The following is a 19,656-nucleotide window of genomic DNA, read 5'->3' as shown; positions in this document are numbered from 1 at the left end:
GTCAGCTGCTGCTGATGCTCCTGCCGTACCTGGTCGGGCTGGTGGTGCTGGTGCTGCTGCCCGCCGCGGCGACGATGGCGATGGCGTTCACCGAAAACGACCTGATCGCGACCTCGCGGTTCATCGGCCTGGACAACTTCGCCGAACTCACCAGGGACCCGGCGGTGCGGGCCGCGGTCGGCAACTCGCTGTCCTACCTGGCCTGGTCGGTGCCGCTGCGGCTGGTCCTCGCGGTCGGGCTGGCCCTGCTCCTGCACCGGCGCGCCCGCGCCGCCGGAACGGCCCGCGTGGCGGTGCTGCTGCCCGGCGCGGTCCCGGAACTCGCGTACGGGCTGATGTGGCTCTGGCTGCTCAACCCGGTCCAGGGGCCGGTCAACCAGCTGCTCCTGCTGGGCGGCGAGGGCGGGCGGACCATGTTCGGCACCCTGCCGCCGCAGTGGCTGACCGACCCCGAGGACGCGCGCGCGGGGATCGTCCTGATGAGCCTGTTCACCATCGGGGAGACGTTCGTCATCGTGCTGACGGCCCGGCTCGCGCTGCCGCCCGAGGCGTACGAGCTGGCCGAGCTGGAGGGCGCCCGCCCAGGGCAGGTGCTGCGCCGGGTGACGCTGCCGCTGCTCGCACCGGTGCTCGCCGTGCTGGTCCTGCGGGACACGCTGATGAGCCTGCAGGCGTCGTTCGTACCGACCTTGGTCGTGACGGGCGGCGGGCCGCCGCCGTACGCGACGACGTACCTGTCCCTGGTGCTCTACCAGGACGCGTTCGAGTATCTACGGTACGGCTACGCCGCCGCGGTCGCGGCGCTGATGCTGGGCCTGACCGCCGTGGCGGTGCTGATCCAGTGGCGCCTGCTGCGCCGCTGGGCGTCATCCGGCCTCGCCGGCGCGGGCCCGGCGGCCGAGTAGCGGCCGCGGCAGGTGTCCCCGCCGCGGGATCAGCGACCAGTCGTCGGCGAGACCGCCGGTCGCGCGCGACGGGCGGCGATCGTGCCCAGGGCGGCGAACAGCGCGACCACGAGCCGGTCGAAGGCCCGGTCGGGCAGCAGCCAGCGGGCGAACACGGCGGGCCTGCTCGCCGTAGGCCCCGCCACCGGACGTGGCGAGCAGCCGCTCTCCCGCCACCTGCGGGAACTCGGTCGCGATGCCACCGGGCCGGATCACCACCACGTCGACGCCCAGCGGCCTCAGCTCGACCCGCAGGCAGTCGCTCAACCCCTCCATCCCACACCAGCGGACGGAAACGGGGATCTTCGCCAAACCGAAGCAGAGGCTCCGATCACGATGGCGACCCTGGTCATCTGCTCCCCCGCGGTGCCCGAATCGACAAGAGGCGATCACGGTACAGCGGCCGCACCGGCGGCGGCATGGGCCGATTCGCTTGAGTCGATCGCTGCTCGGCCGTTACCCCCAGTAGGGTGACCGTCGCTGTCGGGCATCTGTCGCTGCGCTGTCCACCTCCCGCAGCCAACGGCTGTAATCGATGGATGATCCCGGCCGCCGAAAGTGCCTTCGCGCAACGATCCAGCTCACCGGCAGCGCTCGGCCGCATGCTCGCGGCGCTCGGGCGGCAGGAGCCGATCGAGTACGACGAACTCATGCACGCGCCGCTGGTGCTGCGGCACCGGGACGTCAGCGCGGCCCTGCGCGACACCGACACCTTCAGCACCCGCTTCTACGGCATGGGCCCGATGAGCGAGGCGATGATCGCGCTCGACGGCCCGGCGCATCACGGGCTGCGGCGCATCCACAACCGCTTCTTCAGCGCGAGTGCGAGCGCCAAGTACGCCCAGGCCGTGCTGCCGATCGCCCGGCGCAGCTTCGGGCCGCTCGCCGCGCAGGCCGAGGTGGAGCTCGTCGAGGCGAGCATCGCCCGGTATCCGATGGAGGTGTTCCTCGCCCTGCTCGGCATCCCCGACGAACTCGGCGACCAGGGCCTGGCCTGGGTGCGCGCGATCATCACCTGGCTGGGCTCGCCGATGGACGAGTCGGTGGCCGAGGCCGGCCGGCAGGCGTACGACCGGCTCAGCGAGTACACGACCACGCTGGTGCGCCAAGAGCTGCGCGAACGTGGCGACAACATGCTCGGCGAGATCGTCCGGGCGTTCGAGGCCGACGACGCGTACTCCCTCGAAGCGGTGACGACCGCGGTGGTGAGCCTGCTGCTGGGCGGGTTCGAGACCACCATCCAGATGATGTCGGCGACGGTGTCCTCGCTGCTGCTCAACCCGGACGCGCTGGCGCGGGTGCGGGCCGAGCCCGGCCTCGCCGAGGCGGCGATCGACGAGTCCTTCCGCTGGGCCAACCCGACCGCCGGGCTCTACCGGCTGGTCATGCGCGACACCGAGCTCGCCGGGACGCCCCTGGCCGCGGGCAGCATGGTGTACCTGTGCATCGCCGCCGCGCACTTCGACGAGCAGGTGTATCCCGACGCCGAGACGTTCCGGCTGGACCGGCGCGGCGGGGCCCACCTGGGCTTCGGCATCGGCCCGCACTACTGCGTCGGGGCCCCGCTGGCCCGGATCGAGGTCACCGCGGCCCTCACCGCGCTGCTCGACGCCTGCCCCGGGCTGCGCCTGGACCCCGACGCGCCGCTGAGCTTCCACTACGGCGCACGGGGTTTCGTCCAGCACGGCACGGAGGCCTTGCCCGTCCTGACCTGACCTCGCCCGCCGTCAGGGCGCCGTGATCCGGTCCGCCGCACGCTCGGTGATCCGGTCGAGGACCGTGGTGTAGTGGTGCTGCCGGTCCGGGCGGGCGCGGCCTGCCGCGTGCCTGAGGGCCGGGATCGCCGACGGTCCGATCTGGACGAGACCGCCGATCGCGGCCCTGCGGACACCGGTGTGGGAGTGCACGAGCAGGCCCACGATCGCGGGGATGGCCGGCTGGTGGACCGCGTGGCTGAGGGTGTTGACCGCGGCCCGGACCACATCGGGTTCGGGATCGTCGAGCAGGACCATGCTGTGGCGCAGGTAGGTCGGACGATCCAGGAGCTTGCGAGCGATGCGGTGCGCGTGCAGGCGGATTCTCGGCTCGGGGTGGTGGAGCAGGTCGGCCAGCAGATTCTCCAGTTCGGCGTCCTGGTCGGCGGCGAGCCGGTCGTCGGTCGGGCGGTCGTCCTCGTGCGCCTCCGCGAGGCGGGTGAGCGCACGGCGGACCTGGTCGGTGGGACCGGTGCGGATCAGGCCGAGCAGCTCCACGCGTGATGGCGCGGGGATGGCGGGATCCGTGGGCGGTCGCTCACGGAGGGCCGCGAGCCGGGCGGGATCGCCGTCGGCGGCGTCGAGCCCCCGTAGCGGGCCGTCCACAAGGATGATCTTGTCGGCGAGGTCCTCGCGGCCTTCGGCACGCAGCCGCCGCCGGACTTCGGACAGCGCAGCGGTACGCAGCAGGGGCAGGCCGGCGATCAGGTCCAGGTAACCCCAGGCTCCGTCGGCCAGGCGGCCGCGGAGACCCTCCGCGAGGGTGTCGGCGTACTCGTCGTCCTTGCGCAGCGCGCGGGCGACCGAGGCGCGGGTGGCGGATCCGCCGTGCTCCCACCATTCGAGCAGCAGCGGGAGCAGGCGGTGCAGGTCGGACGGGCCGAGGTCATACGCCACGCGGGCCAGGCGTTCATGCACGGCCTCGCCACCGGCGGCGATCGTCCGCAGTCCGGTTTCGTCGAGGCCGTTCAACGCCCGCGCGAGGCCCGCGCCGACCGCGACGTCGACGCGTCCGTCCAGGAACGCGCGCAGCAGCTCGCGTTCGGTTTCCGGTTCGGGCCAGTCCTCGAGCGCGGCGGCTGCCGCGTTGCGCCGACCCGCGTCGGGAGCGTCGAGCATGGCGAGCAGGCGCTCGCGCAACGCCGCCGAGCGCGGCTGGTCGAGGTCGCCGTCGTGCGCGGTCCGTGGCCGGTCGGCGGGCCCGTGGAACCGCTCGGCCAGGGTCCAGGACGGTGCGTCGATCGGCTGGAGTGCCTCCAGCCAGTCCAGCATCGCGCCACGGGCCTCCGGATGCGCCGAGGGGAAGGCCTCGACCAGGGCGTCGAGGCGGTCGTGAGACGGCAGCGGGAGGTCGTCTCGTGACCGGAAGTCGCGCAGGCCGTCCGGTGTGCGTACGACGGCTTCGAGGCGGAGCCGCCATGCGGTGGCCTTCTCGGACGTCCGCGTAGCGGTGACGGCGAAAGCGTCGCGCAGCACGGCGGTCTCGGCTCGCCACGGGTCCGGGCCGAGCCGGGCCGAGGCGAGGGCGTGCTCGATGTCGGCGCGGGTCAGCACCGCGCCGCAGCGGCGCAGCAGCCCCAGCGTCGACCTCCGCCCGGCCGCGGTGGGGGCGAGCGTCCGCAGCCGCGCGGCGACGCCGAGGGCCTGGGCGGCGGGCAGCGTCGGCGCGACCGCTGCCAGCACCGTGAGCAGACCGTCCCGGTCCTCACCGGCGGCTTCACCCAGACCGCCGACCAGGGTCCCGACTGCCTGGGCGAAGGTCTTGACCTCGCCGGCCGACCAGGGAGCGGGGCAGAGCCGCAGAGTGAGCCGAAGCGTCGCCGGTGCGGGGGCCACGTCGGTGGAGGCCAGCTGAAGCCAGTCGGCCAGCAGCGGCCGCAGGCGGGCGAGCTGACCGGCACTCGGATTCCCGGGCGTGAGGTCGTGTCCGGCCACGATCCGCAGGGCGGTCTCGGCGTTCCAGCCACCGTGTACCAGCGCGTCGACGTCCTCATCCCACGGGCCGGGTGCGGCCACGACCGAACGGGCCGGTGCGGCGATGCCGTGTGCCGTGAACAGCGCCGCCAAATCCTCGACGGTTCCTTCGCCGAGCCTGACCTCGCTTGCGGCGACCAGCGCGAGCAGCGTCGGCGCGACCGGTGATCCCTGCCGGGCCAGCGCGTCGACCGCCCGCGCCGACAGCATCCGGTCCAGCCCGCCGAGCAGCAGCCCGCGGGTGCGCTCGTCGTCGGCATGCTCGGCTGCCGCGAGGACCGTGGCGGCGTGAGCGCGGCCGAGGATCGCCTGGAGCGCCGCGACGAGAGTCGCCCGCAGACCCGGGTTGTCGTGGCGGCCGAGCCAGGACAGCAGCCTCGGCACCGCGGTGGGCGCACCGGCTTGGATCAGGACCTCGGCGGCGGTCTTCTTGATGTTCATGGTGGGGTGGTCCAGGCATGCCGCGATCGCCGGGGCGGCCCAGCGGGCCCGGATCCGCCCGAGCGCGAGCAGGGCCTGCCGGACGGTCTGCGCGTCGCGGGCCGCGGTCAGCGCGATCAGGCTCGCCGACAGCGCCTCGGCGGCGTCGCCGGTGGAGTCGGCGGCCAGCGCCGCGATCACGTGTTTGCGGACGTGGCGGTCATGGTGGCGCAGCAGCCGGTGCACCCGGGCCCGGGTGCCCGCGTACGGGGCCAGGGGCAGCAGGGTGAGCAGGACGGCCTGCTCGCCGGCGGACAGGCCGGGCCGTTCCAGCAGGTCCAGCGCCATGGTCGCGACGAGCGCGTGGCCGGCCTCGGTGGCGCTGCCGACTTCACGCAGGCAGTACGGCCGCAGCTTGCCGCGGTCGTGCAGGCGGCCGCCGAGGGCGCGGATCGCGGTCACGACCTCGTCGGGCACCGCGGGCTCGCCGGGTGGAGGCCCGTCGGAACGTGCGGGGCGGGCCGGGCCGCCCGGCTCCCACGACGCCGCGAGTTCCGCCACGATCCGCGCCAGCAGGTCGGCGATGGCGGCCAGGGTGCCCGCGTCGCCGTTACGGGCCAGCACGAGCAGCGCCGACACCGGGTCGTCCGGGTCGAAGCCCGCCCGCAGCAGAGCCAGTTCCCGCTGGTCGGGTCCACCGAGGTCGACGGCGATCCGGCGGGGCACGTCACGCGGGTCGAGGCGGGCCAGGAGCGCGGCCCGCCCGTCGGGATCGTCGGTGAGGTGCCACAGCAGCTCCAGCGCGCGACGGCGCACCGGCCGCAGGTGCGGGACGACGGCCGTGGCATCGCCGCCGGTCAGGCCGAGCCCTTCCCGCAGCACAGCCACGGTCCGAGGGCCGCCGACCACCTCCAGCGTGTGCAATGCCGCAGCCGGGGCCTGCGGCAGCGCCTCGATGACCGCGTCCTCCGCCGGAGTGTGGCGCAGCGCCCGGATCGCCGCCAGGAACGGCTCCGGACGGGACGTCGCGGGCAGGACACCGGCGATCGCGTCGCCGATCGGCAGGTCACCGCCTCCCTGGCGGGCCAGCTCGACCAGCAGCGCCAGCCGCCGCGGCCACGTCGGATCCTCGGCGTCGGCGACCAGCAGCGCGTCGAACGCCGCGCGCCGGCACGTGAACAGGATCGTGGCGACCTCGGCCGCGGACACGGTGTGGTCGGCGAGCGCGAGGTCCACGATGCACGCCGCGTCGTCACCGCCCGGGAAGACGCCGCGCCGGTGCATGGCCCGCAGGCACGCCACTACGGATCCGCCGAACAGCAACGGGTCGGTGGCGGCGGCCGCCAGGAGATCGCCGAGGTCCGCGCGTCCGGCCAGGGTGCCCAGTTCCCGCAGTGCCTGCTGCCGAGCCTGCGGCGGCATCGTCTCGTCCCCGATGACGTCGTGGAGCAGGTCGGCATGCCCGTGACGGGCCGCAGCCACTATCGCGGCATCGATCACGGCAGGCCACGGTGACGGCGAATCGACCGCCTGACCCTGGCGGGCATCGGCCGGGGCAGGCCCTGGCGGAGCGGTGACGAGCAGCGGCCGAAGCCGCTCCCGGCGCAACGGGGCGAGCGCGGCCCACGGCTCGGCCAGCTCCCGCAGCGCGGCAGCGGACACATCGTCGGATGCGAGCAGCCTGCCGACGTGCTCGCGGGCACGGGCCGGGGCAAGCAGCACGCTGTGCAGCCCTTCGCGGGCCAGCCGCAGCGCCGCGTCCCGTAGCACCGGGTCACCGCCGGCGGCCAGCTCGCCGACCAGCTCATCCAGCCGGTCGGTGTCCGCGGCGGCGATCCCGGCCACGGCCTGGTAGAGCAGCTCGCCCGCCGGTTCGCTGCGGACCGTCGCGGGCCTGTCGCAGATCTCGGCACGCAGCCAGGCGATCTGCACGCTCACCGGCGACTCCGCACCAGGTCGGAGCGGCCTGCTCTCCTCGGAGACGTAGCGCCGGAGCCGCTGGTGGAGGTTAGCCACGAGGAGCGCCGTCTCCGGCAGTCCGTCCAGGATCGGCGGCAGCAGCCCGGCCAGCACGGCAAGCTCGGACTCCGCGATACCCGGGGTCGCGATCCGTGCGGCCAGCCGGTCCAGGCCGAGATGCCGCAGCAGCGGGTCCTCATGACGGATGAGCAGCTTCAGGACGGCCGGTGTGCAGTCCTCTGCTACCAGACGGGTCGACAGCCAGTCGAGGTCGCCTCGCCGCACCGCAGCCCGAACCGGCTCGCTCGCTGATGTCATGCCGCCCGATGGTAGTCGTCGCGGTGATCGCGGCAATCTTGATTCGGCCTGCCCGCGAGGCTCCTGCGCCGCCGGGACGAGGCGGCGGGACGTCCTGACCTCGAAGCTGAGCAACCAGTTCCGGCGTAAGGTCGAGGTCTCCCGCGTGGGTGACCCGGTGCTGGTGGAGCTGGTGCGGGACCGCCGGGTCGGGCCGCCGGTGAGCTGATCAAACGCGGGCCGGGTTTCTGAGCATGCCGACGGCCTGGTCCCGGCGACGGTGCAGGGCGGCGGCCGGACACCCTGCACCGTATGGGCTGACGTCACACCGAGTCCCTTGTGGGCGGGTAAGAACTTGTCGTGCGGGGCGCGGGCCCCATAGTTTTGCCGCGTGAACCCCCCACCGCTCACCGCAGACGCCGACACCGCCGCCCCGCCGCCCGCCCACCGCGAGGAGCAGCGCGTCGCCTGGGCCGAGCTGTTCTTCGACCTGATCTGGGTATTCGCGATCACGCAGATCACCTCGACGCTCGCCGGCGCGCACACCACCGGCGAAGCGGCCCGCACGGTGCTGCTGTTCCTGCCGCTGTGGTGGGGCTGGGTCGGCACCACGCTGGCGGCGAACCTCGCCGGCAGCCGCGTCGACCGGGCCGCGGGCAGGATGGTGCTGTTCGGCGCGGCCGGTTGCGGCCTGCTGATGTCGGTCGCGATCGGGCAGGCGTACGGCGGGCACGCCGTGCTGTTCGCCCTCGCCTACGCCGTGCTGCGCCTGGTGCTGTGGGCAGTCCGTAGTGGACTGGCGAGACAGTTCCGGCCGTGCCTGGACCCGTTCGCGGTCGCGCTGTTCGTCAGCGCCCCGCTGTACCTGGCCGGCGCGATACTCGGCGGGACGTGGCAGACCGTGCTCTGGGTGGCCGCCGCGCTGATCGAGCTGAGCAGCCCGCGACTGCTGCGCGGCCGCTTGAGCGGCATGCGGTACGAGACCGCGCACCTGCCCGAGCGGTTCGGGCTGGTGCTGATCATCGCGCTCGGCGAGACCGTGGTCGCCACCGGCAACCAGGCCGCCGCGGGCCTGCTCGGCACGCCGGAACTGGCCGCTATGCTGCTGGCGTTCGCCCTGATCGTGCTGCTGTGGTGGACGTACTTCCACTTCGGCGCGCCCGCGGTGCGGCACAGCCTGGAGCACACCCCCGCGCAGTCGCGCATCGTCACCGACGTGTTCAGCTACGCCCACCTCGGCTACGTCGTCGCGATCGTGCTGGTGGCGGTCGGCCTGAAGAAGCTGCTCGCCCATCCCCTGGACGTGCCGCACAGCCTGCCCGAGGTGCTGCTGGCGCCCGGCGTCGCGCTGTACCTGTGGGGCTTCTGCTACGCCCGCTGGCGCATGTTCGGCGCGGCGACGGTGCAGCGCGTCGCCGCCGCCGTGGCCTGCTGCGCGGTCGCCGCGGCCGCCGTCCAGCTCCCGATCATGGTGACGGCGGTGCTGCTGGTCGCCGTCCTGCTCGCGCTCAACGCGTTCGAGGCCTGGATCGTCCGCACCGGACGCCCGCTGCCGCTGCTCCGGGTGCCCTTGGGGCGCGAGGGGGCGTGACGGCACGGCCCGGTGGGCATGGGGATGCGGGACGCCCCGGTCGGCCCGCGTCGACGTAGGAATCCGTGATCCGTGCCCAATGCGGTGCGGCGAGTGCGAAACGAGGTAGCGATGGTCGCCGCAGCTCGCAGCTCGCAGGCGCGTGCACTGGTCACCGACGCCACGCACGCGCAGCGGGCCGCCCGCACCGTGCTCGACGCCGAGCAGCACCTCGTCGCCGAGATCCGCGGGCTCGCCACCGGTCACCGCAAGCAGTCGCTCGACGAGCGCCTGCATCAGACCGACCTAGACCGGTTGCGGGAGGCGGCGGGCGGCCGCCTGCGCCTGGGGCCGCTGCGGGCGGCCGGGTTCACCACCGTCGGCCAGCTCATGGCGAACCGGCACCGGCTCCACGAGTACCCCGGCATCGGGCCGACCACCGTCACCCAGCTCGAAGACGCCATCGCCGCCCTGGCCGAGAGCGTCGAGGCCGACACGGTGCTGCGCCCCGACCCCGACCGCCGCTCCCCGGCCGACACCCACCTGCTGCGCTCGCTGCACCGGCTGGCGGTCTTCCGCAAGCGGGTGCGGCCCGTGCTGGGGCGGGCCGGCGACCTGCACGACGCCGTCGCCGGCAGCATCGACGGCGCACGGCGCGCCAACAGCCGCTGGCGCAGCCTGTTCCGCGGCCGGCAGGGCCGCCAGGCCGACCTCGCGGCGCTGAACGCGCTGGAGACGGCGCTGCGCTCGCCGCGCCTCGAAACGGCCCGCACCAGGGTGCTCGCCGCCGCGGCGGCCCTGGCCGCCGAGCCCACCGAGAAGCAGCTGTGGCAGAAGTACCAGGCCGACGCCGCGACCTACCTGACCCTGCTGGCGGAGGCGACCGGCGAGCAGGCCGGTGAGCAGGGGCCGGCCGGGCGGCTGTCGCCCGACGACGCCGCCCGGGTCGACGAGGTGCGCCTGGACACGAGCCTGCTGGTCTCCACGTTGCGCGGTTACCAGTCCTTCGGCGCCCGGTTCATGATCGCGCAACGCCGGGTGATCATCGGTGACGAGATGGGCCTGGGCAAGACCGTCGAAACCCTCGCGGCCATGTGCCACCTGGCGGCTCACGGCCGGCGGCATTTCCTGGTGGTGTGCCCGCCGAGCCTGGCCGCCAACTGGATGCACGAGATCAAGCGGCACTGCCGGCTGACCCCCCGCCTGCTGTACGGCGGTGACGCCGCCCGGGGCACCGCCGCCTGGCGTGCCAACGGCGGCCTCGGCGTGACCACCTACACCGCCCTCGACCGGCTCGACCTCGACGGGGTCGACGTCGCCATGGCCGCGTTCGACGAGGCCCACTACATCAAGAACCCCGACGCCAAGCGCACCCTGCAGAGCCGCCGCCTCATCGAACGGGCCGAGCGCGTCGCGCTGCTGACCGGCACCCCGCTGGAGAACCGGGTCACCGAGTTCGGTGTGCTCACCGAGCACGTCAACCCCGAGGTCGCCCGGCAGGCCGCCGCCGCGCCGTCGGCCGAGGCGTTCCGCCGCGCCATCGCCCCGGCGTACCTGCGGCGCAACCAGTCCGACGTGCTCGCCGAACTGCCCGACCGGATCGAGAACGTGCAACCGGTGACCCTGTCACCGGAGGAGGCCGCCGCGTACCGCAAGACCGTCTGGGAGGGCAAGTTCATGACCATGCGCCGGGCCACCTTCGGGGACCCGGCGCGGACGTCGACCAAGCTCGACCACATCCGCGAGATCGCCGCCGAGGCGATGGCCGAGGGGCACAAGGTCGTCGTGTTCTCGTACTTCCGCGACGTGCTCGACGCGGTCGCGGACGCGCTGGGCAAGCGGGCGCACGGGCCGCTGTCCGGCTCGACCCCTCCGCTGCAGCGCCAGCAGGTCGTCGACGCGTTCACCGCGAGCCGCCGGCCGGCCGTGCTGGTCAGCCAGATCGAGGTCGGCGGGGTCGGCCTGAACCTGCAGACCGCCTCCGTGGTCGTCCTGGTCGAGCCGCAGTGGAAGCCCAGCATCGAGGAGCAGGCGATCGCGCGCTGCCACCGGATGGGTCAGGTCCGGCCGGTGCAGGTGTTCCGGCTGATCGCCGAGGACACCGTCGACACCAGCGTGCGCGAGCTGGTCGCGGGCAAGGCGGCGCTGTTCGACGAGTACGCCCGGCCCAGCGCGGCCAAGGACGACAACGCGGGAGCCGTCGACGTGACCCAGCACGACGGCAGCCGTGCCGCCGCCGAACGACAGATCATCGAGCGGGAACGGGCCCGCCTGCGCGACAGCGGCGACCAGCACGGCTGACGAGTCCGCGCGATCAGGCGGGCGGACCGTCCGGTGCCGGGGTGGCGACGCGGTCCCGGATCAGCGAGATCACGGTGTCCGCGGTCCGGTCGAGGTGGCTGCGGCCGTCGGGCAGCTTGGCCTGCGGGCTGATGTAGCTGCGCGGGCCGACGTGGGTGGCCGGGTCGAGCCAGTGCACCGTGATCTTCCCGGCGCGGACCGCACGGTTCCAGCCGCTCCGCCGGAACAGCGGCCACCGCTGCGGGAAGATCCAGATACCGGCCCGCTCGATCCAGTCGCTCGCGGCGGTGAGCCGGTCCAGGTGCTGGGCGTGGCTGAGGTCGTTGGCTCCGTTGTAGAACCCGCCGAGGGTGATCAGCGACAGCGGGCAGCGCAGCTCGGACCACAGCTCGCCGACCGCGCCGGTGGCCACCTGGGCTCCGCCGCTGTAGCTGAGCAGCACCACGGGGATGCCGCTGCCGGGCTGGTAGCCGGCCAGCCGCAGCTGAGTGGCGATCTGCGAGCCGACGGCGCGGTTGTACAGCGGACGGTAGCGGTGGTCGGCGGCGACGAAGATCTGCATCACGTTGTGCAGGAAAAGCACCAGCCCGGCCCGGCGGCGCAGCCAGATCCACAGCGGCCGGTTGGCCAGCGGGTAGGCCAGCGGCGAGTAGGGCTGAACCTGGCCCAGCACCCGCAGCTCCGGCGCCCTGGCCAGCAGGGCTTTGACCAGATGGCCGCCGTCGCGGGTGTCCTGGAAGCGGCGTTTGCCGATGCCGTCCAGGTAGACCAGGTAGGCGGCCGGGGGGCGGTCCACCTCCGCACCTCGCGCGTAGGGCACCCGCGGGGGAAGTTCGACGCCGGGGGCCCGCCAGCCTGCCGTGTAGGCCAGCAGCTCGTAGCGGGACAGCAGGGCTTCGGCGAGCAGCACCGGTCCGATGCCGAACAGCAGCAGCAGGAGCGCGAACTCGATCATCGCAGCGGCTCCGGCAGCCTGGTCCGGTTGAGCTTCGCGACGAGCCTGCGTACGCCCTCGACGGTGATGCCGAGGCCCACTCCCGCCACGGCCACGCACCCGGCGGCCTCCCACCAGCCGATCCCGGCCACCGGCACGAGCGCCGTGGCGAGGCCGGCTCCCACGCCGACCATGAGCAGCAGGTGCAGCAGCGGCCCGAGCAGCGGAAACGCCAGGATCGCGGCGAGCAGCAGCGGCGCGACCAGACCCGGTGTCCAGCGCAGCACACCCTGGTCGGTCGTCGAGGTGGGCAGGACCAGCTCCGCGAGGATCCACGCGCACAGCGGCCAGAGCGCGAACACCGCGGCGTCGACGAACGCGCCGGCCACCACCAGCCAGATCGCCCGCGTGTGCGACACCCCGGACAGGCGCGCCACCAGCGGCAGCAGCCGGCCGATGGCCTCGGACAGGCCCGCGAGCAGCAGCAGGACGGCGACGAAGAGCGTCACCGGTCGGCCTTGCGGCGCGGTGCGGCGGCGCTCGGCTCGGTGACGCCGGTCTGCCGGAGGTAGCCCTCGAGTTCGTCTGCGGCGCGCGGAGCGCCGCTCGCGTGCCGCTGGGCGGCCTGCAGGGTGGCCACGGCGGCTCGGAACCGGGGTTCGCCGAGCAGGCGCCGGCCGAGAGCGCGCACGGTCTCGACGTCGGCGGTCTCCGGGCTGGTCGCCAGACCGGCGCCCAGCTCGACGATGCGGCGGGCCACCAGCGTCTGGTCGGCGCCCTGCGGGATCACCAGCATCGGCACTCCGGCGTGCAGGGCTTCGTTGACGCTGTTGACCCCGCCGTGGGTGACGAACAGCGCCGCGTGGGCCAGCACCGCCAACTGCGGCACGGCCCTGCGGGCCAGCACGTTGTCCGGCAGCGGGCCGAGCTCGGCCGGGTCGGTGTGCCCGGTGGCGACGACCACGGTGCCGCCCAGCGGGGCGAGCGCGTCGACGAACGCGCGCAGCTGCTGCGGGCCGGCGTCGAACACCGTGCCCATGGACACGTACAGCACCGGCTCCCGCAGCCCGTCGGTCGGGAACGACGCGTCGGCCGGGCGGGAGCCGATGCTCGGCCCGACGAACCGGAAGGACTCGTCGAAGCCGGCGGCGTCGGGATGGAACGCCGGCGAGGTGTACACCAGGTTGAGCGGCTGGCGGATGTCCGCGAGGTCGATCCGGGGCACCCCGCGCATGTCGTACCGGCGGCGCAGTTCCCGGCGCGCCCGCAGATAACCCCAGGCGCTGCGGGGCATGGCCAGCGCCGCGCCGAGCAGCCCCCAGGACGCGCGTGTGGGGCTGGGCACGTGCCGGTTGAAGGCGAACGTGGTGAACGACGACGCGGCGGGCACGCCGAGCTCCCGGGCGGCCACCGGGCCCCACAGGCAGGCGGAGTCGTGCACGATCAGATCGGGCCGGGTGGCGCGCAGATCGGTGAGCACCCCGGGCAGCACCTGCACCGCTGTACGCGCCAGCTGCTCCATCAGAGTGATCGGCGTCGGCGGACCGGCCAGTGGCGGCTCGTCGCCCGAGTAGAGGAACACTCGCGCGCCGGTGGCCGAGATCTGTTCGGCGAAGGCGGGCGTCGTGTGGTAGGTGACGCTGTGGCCGCGGCGGAGGAGCTCGGTCACGAGCGGCAGTGTCGGGTTGACGTGGCCGTGCATGCCGACGTTGAGGAACGCGACCCTGCTCATCGCCCGGCTCCGGGTAGGGAGGGAGCCGACGTCGGCCACCTCTTGGCGATCATGATCCGCCCTTCCCGCCGCGACAGGAGCATCGCGTCCGTTCGCGCTCAGTATGCCAGCGGCAGATGATCCACTTGGCCGGGACCCCCGGGCGGCGGCTCCGGCGTCCCGATGCCCGACAGCGCCGTATGCAGGCATCGACAAGGCCTAATCCCGCGCTTCGTGGACACCTTGCGCAAGTGTCATTCGGCCGGCCTCGGCCCGGCTGACGGCAGAGGGCTGTCGCGCGGTGGTCAGAGGACGCCGCCGTTGACCTGGATGACCTGGCCGTTGACCCAGTGCCCGGCTGGACCGGCCAGGAACGCGACGACCTCGGCGATCTCCGCCGGTGTGCCGAGCCGGTTCATCGGAGCCCGGGCGGCCAGCCCGGCGAGGGTGGCGTCGTCCTTGCCCTCCAGGAAGAGCTCCGTCGCCGTCGGACCGGGAGCCACCGCGTTGACGGTGATGTCCCGGCCGCCCATCTCCCGCGCCAGGATCAGCGTGAACGCCTCGATCGCGCCCTTGCTGGCGCTGTAGGCCCCGTAACCCGGCATGGCCAACTGCACCACCGCGGTGGAGAAGGTGATGATCGCGCCGCCGTCGCGCACGCGGCGGGCGGCCTGCTGCGCCACCATGAACGTGCCCCGGATGTTGGTCCGGTACAGCTCGTCGAGGACCGCCAGGTCCAGCTCCGCGACCGTCGTGGTGCGCCCGAGCCCGGCATGGGCCGCGGCGTGCACGACCACGTCGACCCCGCCGTACGTCGACTCGGCCAGGTCGAACAGCGCCACGACCGAGTCCTCGTCGGAGACGTCGGCGCGCGTGCCGAGGGCCGTCCCGCCGCCGGCCGTGATCTCCTTGGCCGCCGCGTCAGCCTCGCCCTGGTTGCGCGAGCATAAGACGACGGCGAGTCCGTTGCCGGCGAGCAGGCGTGCCGATTCCAGGCCGATACCGCGCGACCCGCCGGTGACGACGGCGACGCGGCGCTGGGCGTCCTGCGTCATGGCGCTCCCCCGTTCTTCCGCCCCGCTGTGGGGCGGCAGCCTCGCTGACGGGCCGGGAGGTCCGTTATGTTGCTTTTGACCTTAACAAGCCGACCACTGGGTCCGGGCCTATGCTGCAGGAACAGGGGGTGCACGATGCCAGGAAACGGTACGCAGGGCAACGGGATGTCGACCGGCACCCGCCTGGCGGTCTTCACCGCGCTCGCGGGCGCCACGGCCGCCGCGGTGGCCGGCGCGCTGCGGCTGCGCAACCGCCGCCAGAGCGTCATCGCCGAGAAGGACCTCGGCCCCAAAGCCGGCCGGGAAGCTGCACGCGCGATGCGGTGAACTGGGCGTCCCCGCCCGGTACGCCATGCCTGGGAACCGGTGACGCGACGGGACGGTGAACGTTGCCCGGCATCGCCAGGTTGTGCCGATGCGTCGACCCGGCACCCGACTACTCACCCTGCTCGCGCTTTGGCTCATGCCCCTGTTCCTGGTGCGGACCGTCTGGCGTCTCGCGATCGATGACCAGACCAGGATCGTCGACGCGAACCTGACGCTCGGCTCGGACAACCTGGTTCTGCTGGTCGTCACCGTCGTCTGGTGCGGGCAGGCGCGCCGCGTCCCCATCCAGTTCGGCCGGCTGGGCACCAGCAACCTGCCGCGGCCGCTGCCGAGCGAGATATGGATCATGGCAGTCAACCCGGACGGGCGGGTGCTGCTGACCCGCCCGAAGTACAGCCCCAACGAGATCTATGTCGTCCGGCCCTGACGGGACCTGCTTCGCTGTGCCTCGGTGATCCGCCGCATGACACGGACGGTGAGGTAGGCCGTGACGACGATCGCCACCGCCCCTGCCGTCCACAGCGGATAGGCCACGATACGCATGTCCAGGGCCGTCTTCTCGAGCACGCCGCCGTCTGAGGTCGCCACGCCGTACAGCCGGATCAGCCCGTTGAGCAGCACGGTGATGAGCACGCTCGCCCACCACCCGGGAGCCCACTCCAGCGCCCCGCCCAGGCGTCCCGCGGCGCGCCGTGCCTGGTGCAGCCAGATGATGAAGGCGGCCGCCGCGACGAGCGATGCGAGCAGCGACAACTGTTCACCCGCGGTGCTCGCCATGCCGCGTGGCAACACGTGGTCGAGCAGTTCGTACGCCATCAAGGCGGGCAGCACCGGGTCGGTGTTGCCGTGCGCCACCACGTCGATCCGGTGCTCGTAGTGGCCCATCGCGAGAATCGCGCGCAGCACGCCGGCGATCGCCGACACCACGAGCGCGATCGTCGCCAGTCGAGCAGCGAGCCACGGCCCGCGCCGCGTCCCCGTCACCGGGCCCGGCGGCCGGTGGCCGGTCGTCGATTCCACAGGCGCTCGTCCCTTCCGAGGGTCCCGGGCAGTACGCCCGGTCCGGTGCCGCCACGCGATCATCACTGTACAGAGAACGCATGAGCGGCGAACCCCCACGACATCGACAGATGCTGTTGTTCGTGGGCGTCGGCCTGCCCGGCGTGCCACCGGATGGCCATTGGCCCTTGGTGCACGGCGCGACATACGACATGCTTCGCGATGTGATGATCATCGCGCACCTCAGTGACACCCACCTCGACGGCGGCGAGCGGGCTCTGGACCGCACCCGGCGCGTCATGAGCTACCTGCGCGGCTGCCGCGTGGACGTGATCCTCGTCAGCGGCGACCTCGCCGACCACGGCGAGATCCACGAGTACGAGCAGGTCAAGGCCGAGCTGACGGCGGACGTCCCGGTCCTGATGCTGCCGGGCAATCACGACCGCCGGTCGCCGTACCGCAAGGTGCTGCTCGACGGCGCGGGCGACGCCCCGATCAACCAGCTCCACCGGGTCGGCGGCGCGCTGTTCGCCCTGTGCGACTCCAGCATCCCCGGACGCCACGACGGCCTGCTCGCCCCGGAGACGCTGGACTGGCTGCGCGAGGTCCTCGCCACGGCCGACGCGCCGGTCTTCGTCGGCCTGCACCACCACCCGATCCCGCTGCACAACCCGCTCGTGGACAGCATCGGGCTGCTCAACGCGGGCGAACTCGCCGCGATCGTCCAGGACTGCCCGCGCGTCGTGGCGACCCTGTGCGGCCACGCGCACGCGGCCGCGGCCGGGACGTTCGGCGGGCGGCCCGTGCTCGCGGCACCCGGCGTGGTGTCCACGACCCGCCTGCCGTGGACCACCGACGACGAGCTGACCTGGGACAACACCGCCGATCTCGACGACGTGCCCGGGGTGGCGTTCCACGTGCTCGCCGACGACGGCGCGCTCACCACCCATTTCCGGGTCGTACCCGCATAGGCCGCTCCGATCAGTCCAGGGAACCGCCTGCCGCCAGCCGCATCATGTCGGAGTCCAGCTCGATGTGCGTCTCGGTGCCGCCCGCGCTGCCGAGCTCGTGCTGGTAGCTCTGCCAGGACTCGCCCCTGACCTGGTGGGCGAAGCCGCTCTCGACCAGCAGCACCAGTTCGAGCGCGGCCCGTTCGATGCGCTTGTTCAGGCCCGGGTCGGCCCAGTCCTCCGGGGCCGCGAACAGCGACGTCGGCACGACGACGGTGCGCAGGTAGCCGAACAGCGACCGCATCTGCTCGTCCACGACCAGCGAGTGCCGGGCTGTGCCCGCGGTCGCGGCGAGCACGACCGGCTTGGCGATGAGCAGGTCGTTGTCGAGCACCTGGAAGAAGGAGCTGAACAGGCCGCTGGGCGCGGCCTTGTAGACGGGTGCGGCGGCGATGACGCCGTCGGCCCGGCCGAGGAGCTCGATCGCCTGCTGCAGCTTCGGGCCCACCATCGGCGAGATCAGCGCCGTGGTCACCTCGGTCGCCAGCTCGCGCAGGTCGACGACCTGGACGGTCGCGCTGCCGCCGCGCCGGGCGACCAGCTCCGCGGCACGCTGGGCGGTCCGGTCGGCGAGCATCCGGGTCGAGGAGGGGTCGCCGACCCCGGCGGTCACGACCACGAGGGTGTACGGCTGCGTCGGGTTCACTGTTGCGGTTCCTTCTGGTCGTCGTCGGTCGTCGTGCCTGCCCGCCCGGCCAGCTTCCAGGCGATCACCGCGAGTTGCTCCAGCTCGTCGCGGCTCAGCTCGGCGGTGACCGCGCGGGCCACGTGGGCGGCGTGGCCGCGCCCGATGCTGCGCTGCTTGTCCCGCCCGGCGGCGGTCAGCGACAGCCGCACCCCACGGCCGTCGGCGGGGTCCGGGCAACGCTCCAGGAGTCCCCGCTCGGCCAGCCGGTCCACCATGCGGGACAGGGCCGGCTGGCTGAGCAGGACGTGCCGGTGCAGCTCGCCGATCCGCAGCGGCTCGCGATACTTGGACAGCGTGTAGAGCACGTCGTACTCGCGCATCGACAGGTCCTGCCACGTGTCGGCTTCCGCGAACTGCTTCATCAGCCGCGCGTGGGCGGACAGCAGCCCCTCCCACGCGTGGTTGGCCAGCCGGCCCCGGTCGGACATCAGTGGCCCGGGTACGTGGTCTGCACGGCCGGGTCGCTGTCCTGGTACGGGGACGCGCCCGTCACGTTGTCGCCGCGGTTGGCGTTCGGGCGCGGCTGGCGCGGGATCGCCTCGCCGTACTTCGCCTTGACCCGGGCGGCGTGCGTCGGCGCGTCGGGCACCTGCGGGTCGCGCTTGGCGGCCAGCTCCTTGCGCAGTGTCGGCACCACCTCGCCGCCGAGCAGTTCGAGCTGGTCCAGCACGGTCTTCAGGGGCAGCCCGGCGTGGTCGACGAGGAACAGCTGGCGCTGGTAGTCGCCGAAGTGCTCGCGGAACGTCAGGGTCTTGTCGATGACCTCCTGCGGGCTGCCCACCGACAGCGGCGTCTGCCGCATGAAGTCCTCCATCACCGGGCCGTGCCCGTAGACCGGGGCCTCGTTGAAGTACGGGCGGAACTCCTTGATCGCGTCCTGCGACCTGCGGGCGATGTAGGCCTGCCCGCCGAGCCCGACGATCGCCTGCTGCTCGGTGCCGTGGCCGTAGTGGGCGTAGCGCTGCCGGTAGAACTTGATCAGGCGCATGTAGTGCTCCTTCGGCCAGAAGATGTGGTTGGCGAAGAAGCCGTCGCCGTAGTACGCGGCCTGCTCGGCGATCTCGGGTGTGCGGATCGAGCCGTGCCACACGAACGGCGGCACGTCGTCCAGCGGGCGCGGCGTGGACGTGAAGCCCTGCAGCGGGGTGCGGAACTTGCCCTGCCAGTCGACGACGTCCTCGCGCCACAGCCGGTGCAGCAGGTTGTAGTTCTCCAGCGCGAGCGGCAGGCTCTGGCGGATGTCCTGCCCGAACCACGGGTAGACCGGCGCGGTGTTGCCGCGCCCGAGCATCAGGTCCATCCGGCCCTTCGACAGGTGCTGGAGCATCGCGTACTCCTCGGCGATGCGCACCGGGTCGTTGGTCGTGATCAGGGTCGTCGAGGTGGTCAAAATGAGCCGCTCGGTGGCGGCCGCGATGAACGCCAGCAACGTCGAGGGGGCCGAGGAGAAGAACGGCGGGTTGTGGTGCTCACCGATGGCGAACACGTCGAGCCCGACCTCTTCGGCCTTCTTCGCGATCTGCACGACCGCGTCGATGCGCTCCGCCTCGCTCGGTGTGTGCCCCGACACCGGGTCGCGGGTGATGTCGCTGACCGAGAACACGCCGAACTGCATGAGATCCCTCGTTTCCACTCGCGCCGGGCCGGCAGGCCCGAGCCAAGTCTATGCGTTTGCATGAAGGGCAACCGGCGCGGAGCCCGCTCTATTCCGTG

Annotated in this window: 17 protein-coding genes; 7 read left to right on the top strand and 10 right to left on the bottom strand. The window is 73.0% G+C overall.

Translation table 11 applies throughout. The features are described 5' to 3' along the window. The first annotated feature begins 14 nt into the window (after positions 1–14). The gene (locus tag ACFQO7_RS11310) at positions 15–905 is read left to right on the top strand and encodes a carbohydrate ABC transporter permease (protein WP_376806449.1); all 891 of its coding nucleotides are present in this window, start codon (positions 15–17) and stop codon (positions 903–905) included. 29 nt (positions 906–934) lie between these two features. Here the strand turns inward: ACFQO7_RS11310 and ACFQO7_RS11305 are convergent, their stop codons facing one another. Further along, positions 935–1,060 carry a hypothetical protein gene (locus ACFQO7_RS11305; RefSeq protein WP_376806312.1) on the bottom strand — a complete coding sequence of 42 codons (126 nt, stop codon included), beginning with the start codon at positions 1,058–1,060 and terminating at the stop codon, positions 935–937. A gap of 423 nt (positions 1,061–1,483) precedes the next feature. Here ACFQO7_RS11305 and ACFQO7_RS11300 point away from each other — a divergent pair, with 423 nt between their 5' ends. Beyond that, entirely contained in the window at positions 1,484–2,659 is a 1,176-nt protein-coding gene (locus ACFQO7_RS11300; RefSeq protein WP_376806311.1) for a cytochrome P450, read from the top strand. A gap of 12 nt (positions 2,660–2,671) precedes the next feature. Here the strand turns inward: ACFQO7_RS11300 and ACFQO7_RS11295 are convergent, their stop codons facing one another. After that, a complete protein-coding gene (locus ACFQO7_RS11295; protein ID WP_376806310.1) occupies positions 2,672–7,369 on the bottom strand; it encodes a HEAT repeat domain-containing protein in 4,698 nt (1,565 codons plus the stop codon). Positions 7,370–7,739: 370 nt separating this feature from the next. Here ACFQO7_RS11295 and ACFQO7_RS11290 point away from each other — a divergent pair, with 370 nt between their 5' ends. Then, the gene (locus tag ACFQO7_RS11290; RefSeq protein ID WP_376806309.1) at positions 7,740–8,939 is read left to right on the top strand and encodes a low temperature requirement protein A; all 1,200 of its coding nucleotides are present in this window, start codon (positions 7,740–7,742) and stop codon (positions 8,937–8,939) included. A gap of 93 nt (positions 8,940–9,032) precedes the next feature. Next, the gene (locus ACFQO7_RS11285) at positions 9,033–11,219 is read left to right on the top strand and encodes a DEAD/DEAH box helicase (protein WP_376806308.1); all 2,187 of its coding nucleotides are present in this window, start codon (positions 9,033–9,035) and stop codon (positions 11,217–11,219) included. A gap of 13 nt (positions 11,220–11,232) precedes the next feature. Here the strand turns inward: ACFQO7_RS11285 and ACFQO7_RS11280 are convergent, their stop codons facing one another. The 4 genes from ACFQO7_RS11280 to ACFQO7_RS11265 form a co-directional block, all read right to left on the bottom strand. Continuing rightward, complete coding sequence (locus ACFQO7_RS11280) at positions 11,233–12,174, bottom strand: hypothetical protein (RefSeq protein ID WP_376806307.1); 942 nt, start codon at positions 12,172–12,174, stop codon at positions 11,233–11,235. Beyond that, positions 12,171–12,662 (bottom strand): hypothetical protein, encoded by a 492-nt coding sequence (locus ACFQO7_RS11275; RefSeq protein WP_376806306.1) that lies wholly within the window; start codon positions 12,660–12,662, stop codon positions 12,171–12,173. The genes ACFQO7_RS11280 and ACFQO7_RS11275 overlap by 4 nt, the downstream gene beginning before the upstream one ends. After that, complete coding sequence (locus ACFQO7_RS11270) at positions 12,659–13,885, bottom strand: macrolide family glycosyltransferase (protein ID WP_376806305.1); 1,227 nt, start codon at positions 13,883–13,885, stop codon at positions 12,659–12,661. The genes ACFQO7_RS11275 and ACFQO7_RS11270 overlap by 4 nt, the downstream gene beginning before the upstream one ends. Positions 13,886–14,169: 284 nt before the next feature. Continuing rightward, entirely contained in the window at positions 14,170–14,919 is a 750-nt protein-coding gene (locus tag ACFQO7_RS11265) for an SDR family oxidoreductase (protein ID WP_376806304.1), read from the bottom strand. 135 nt (positions 14,920–15,054) lie between these two features. Between ACFQO7_RS11265 and ACFQO7_RS11260 the strand changes: the two genes are divergently transcribed. Together ACFQO7_RS11260 and ACFQO7_RS11255 are read left to right on the top strand one after the other, a co-directional pair. Then, a complete protein-coding gene (locus ACFQO7_RS11260; protein ID WP_376806303.1) occupies positions 15,055–15,246 on the top strand; it encodes a hypothetical protein in 192 nt (63 codons plus the stop codon). Between the two features lie 88 nt (positions 15,247–15,334). Further along, positions 15,335–15,673 carry a hypothetical protein gene (locus tag ACFQO7_RS11255; protein WP_376806302.1) on the top strand — a complete coding sequence of 113 codons (339 nt, stop codon included), beginning with the start codon at positions 15,335–15,337 and terminating at the stop codon, positions 15,671–15,673. On the opposite strand, the gene ACFQO7_RS11250 is transcribed toward ACFQO7_RS11255, so the two are convergent. Beyond that, the gene (locus ACFQO7_RS11250; protein WP_376806301.1) at positions 15,655–16,266 is read right to left on the bottom strand and encodes a hypothetical protein; all 612 of its coding nucleotides are present in this window, start codon (positions 16,264–16,266) and stop codon (positions 15,655–15,657) included. The genes ACFQO7_RS11255 and ACFQO7_RS11250 overlap by 19 nt on opposite strands. A gap of 110 nt (positions 16,267–16,376) precedes the next feature. On the opposite strand from ACFQO7_RS11250, the gene ACFQO7_RS11245 reads away from it, so the two are divergent. Then, the gene (locus ACFQO7_RS11245; protein ID WP_376806300.1) at positions 16,377–17,216 is read left to right on the top strand and encodes a metallophosphoesterase; all 840 of its coding nucleotides are present in this window, start codon (positions 16,377–16,379) and stop codon (positions 17,214–17,216) included. A 10-nt stretch (positions 17,217–17,226) separates the two neighbouring features. Here ACFQO7_RS11245 and ACFQO7_RS11240 read toward each other — a convergent pair whose 3' ends face one another. Genes ACFQO7_RS11240 through ACFQO7_RS11230 form a run of 3 tightly spaced genes read right to left on the bottom strand, consistent with a single transcriptional unit; the run spans position 17,227 to position 19,558 of the window. Next, positions 17,227–17,901 (bottom strand): CE1759 family FMN reductase, encoded by a 675-nt coding sequence (locus tag ACFQO7_RS11240; protein WP_376806299.1) that lies wholly within the window; start codon positions 17,899–17,901, stop codon positions 17,227–17,229. Then, positions 17,898–18,371, bottom strand: coding sequence for a MarR family winged helix-turn-helix transcriptional regulator (locus ACFQO7_RS11235; RefSeq protein ID WP_361049046.1), 474 nt, complete (start codon positions 18,369–18,371; stop codon positions 17,898–17,900). The genes ACFQO7_RS11240 and ACFQO7_RS11235 overlap by 4 nt, the downstream gene beginning before the upstream one ends. After that, positions 18,371–19,558, bottom strand: a complete 1,188-nt coding sequence (locus tag ACFQO7_RS11230) for an LLM class flavin-dependent oxidoreductase (RefSeq protein ID WP_376806298.1) — start codon at positions 19,556–19,558, stop codon at positions 18,371–18,373. The genes ACFQO7_RS11235 and ACFQO7_RS11230 overlap by 1 nt, the downstream gene beginning before the upstream one ends. Between the last annotated feature and the right edge of the window lie 98 nt (positions 19,559–19,656).

This window comes from Catellatospora aurea (assembly GCF_042663325.1).
In the GTDB taxonomy this organism is placed as follows: Bacteria; Actinomycetota; Actinomycetes; order Mycobacteriales; family Micromonosporaceae; genus Catellatospora; species Catellatospora aurea.
Note: the sequence above shows the minus strand (reverse complement) of the source record. Positions and strands in the feature narration are given on the sequence as shown.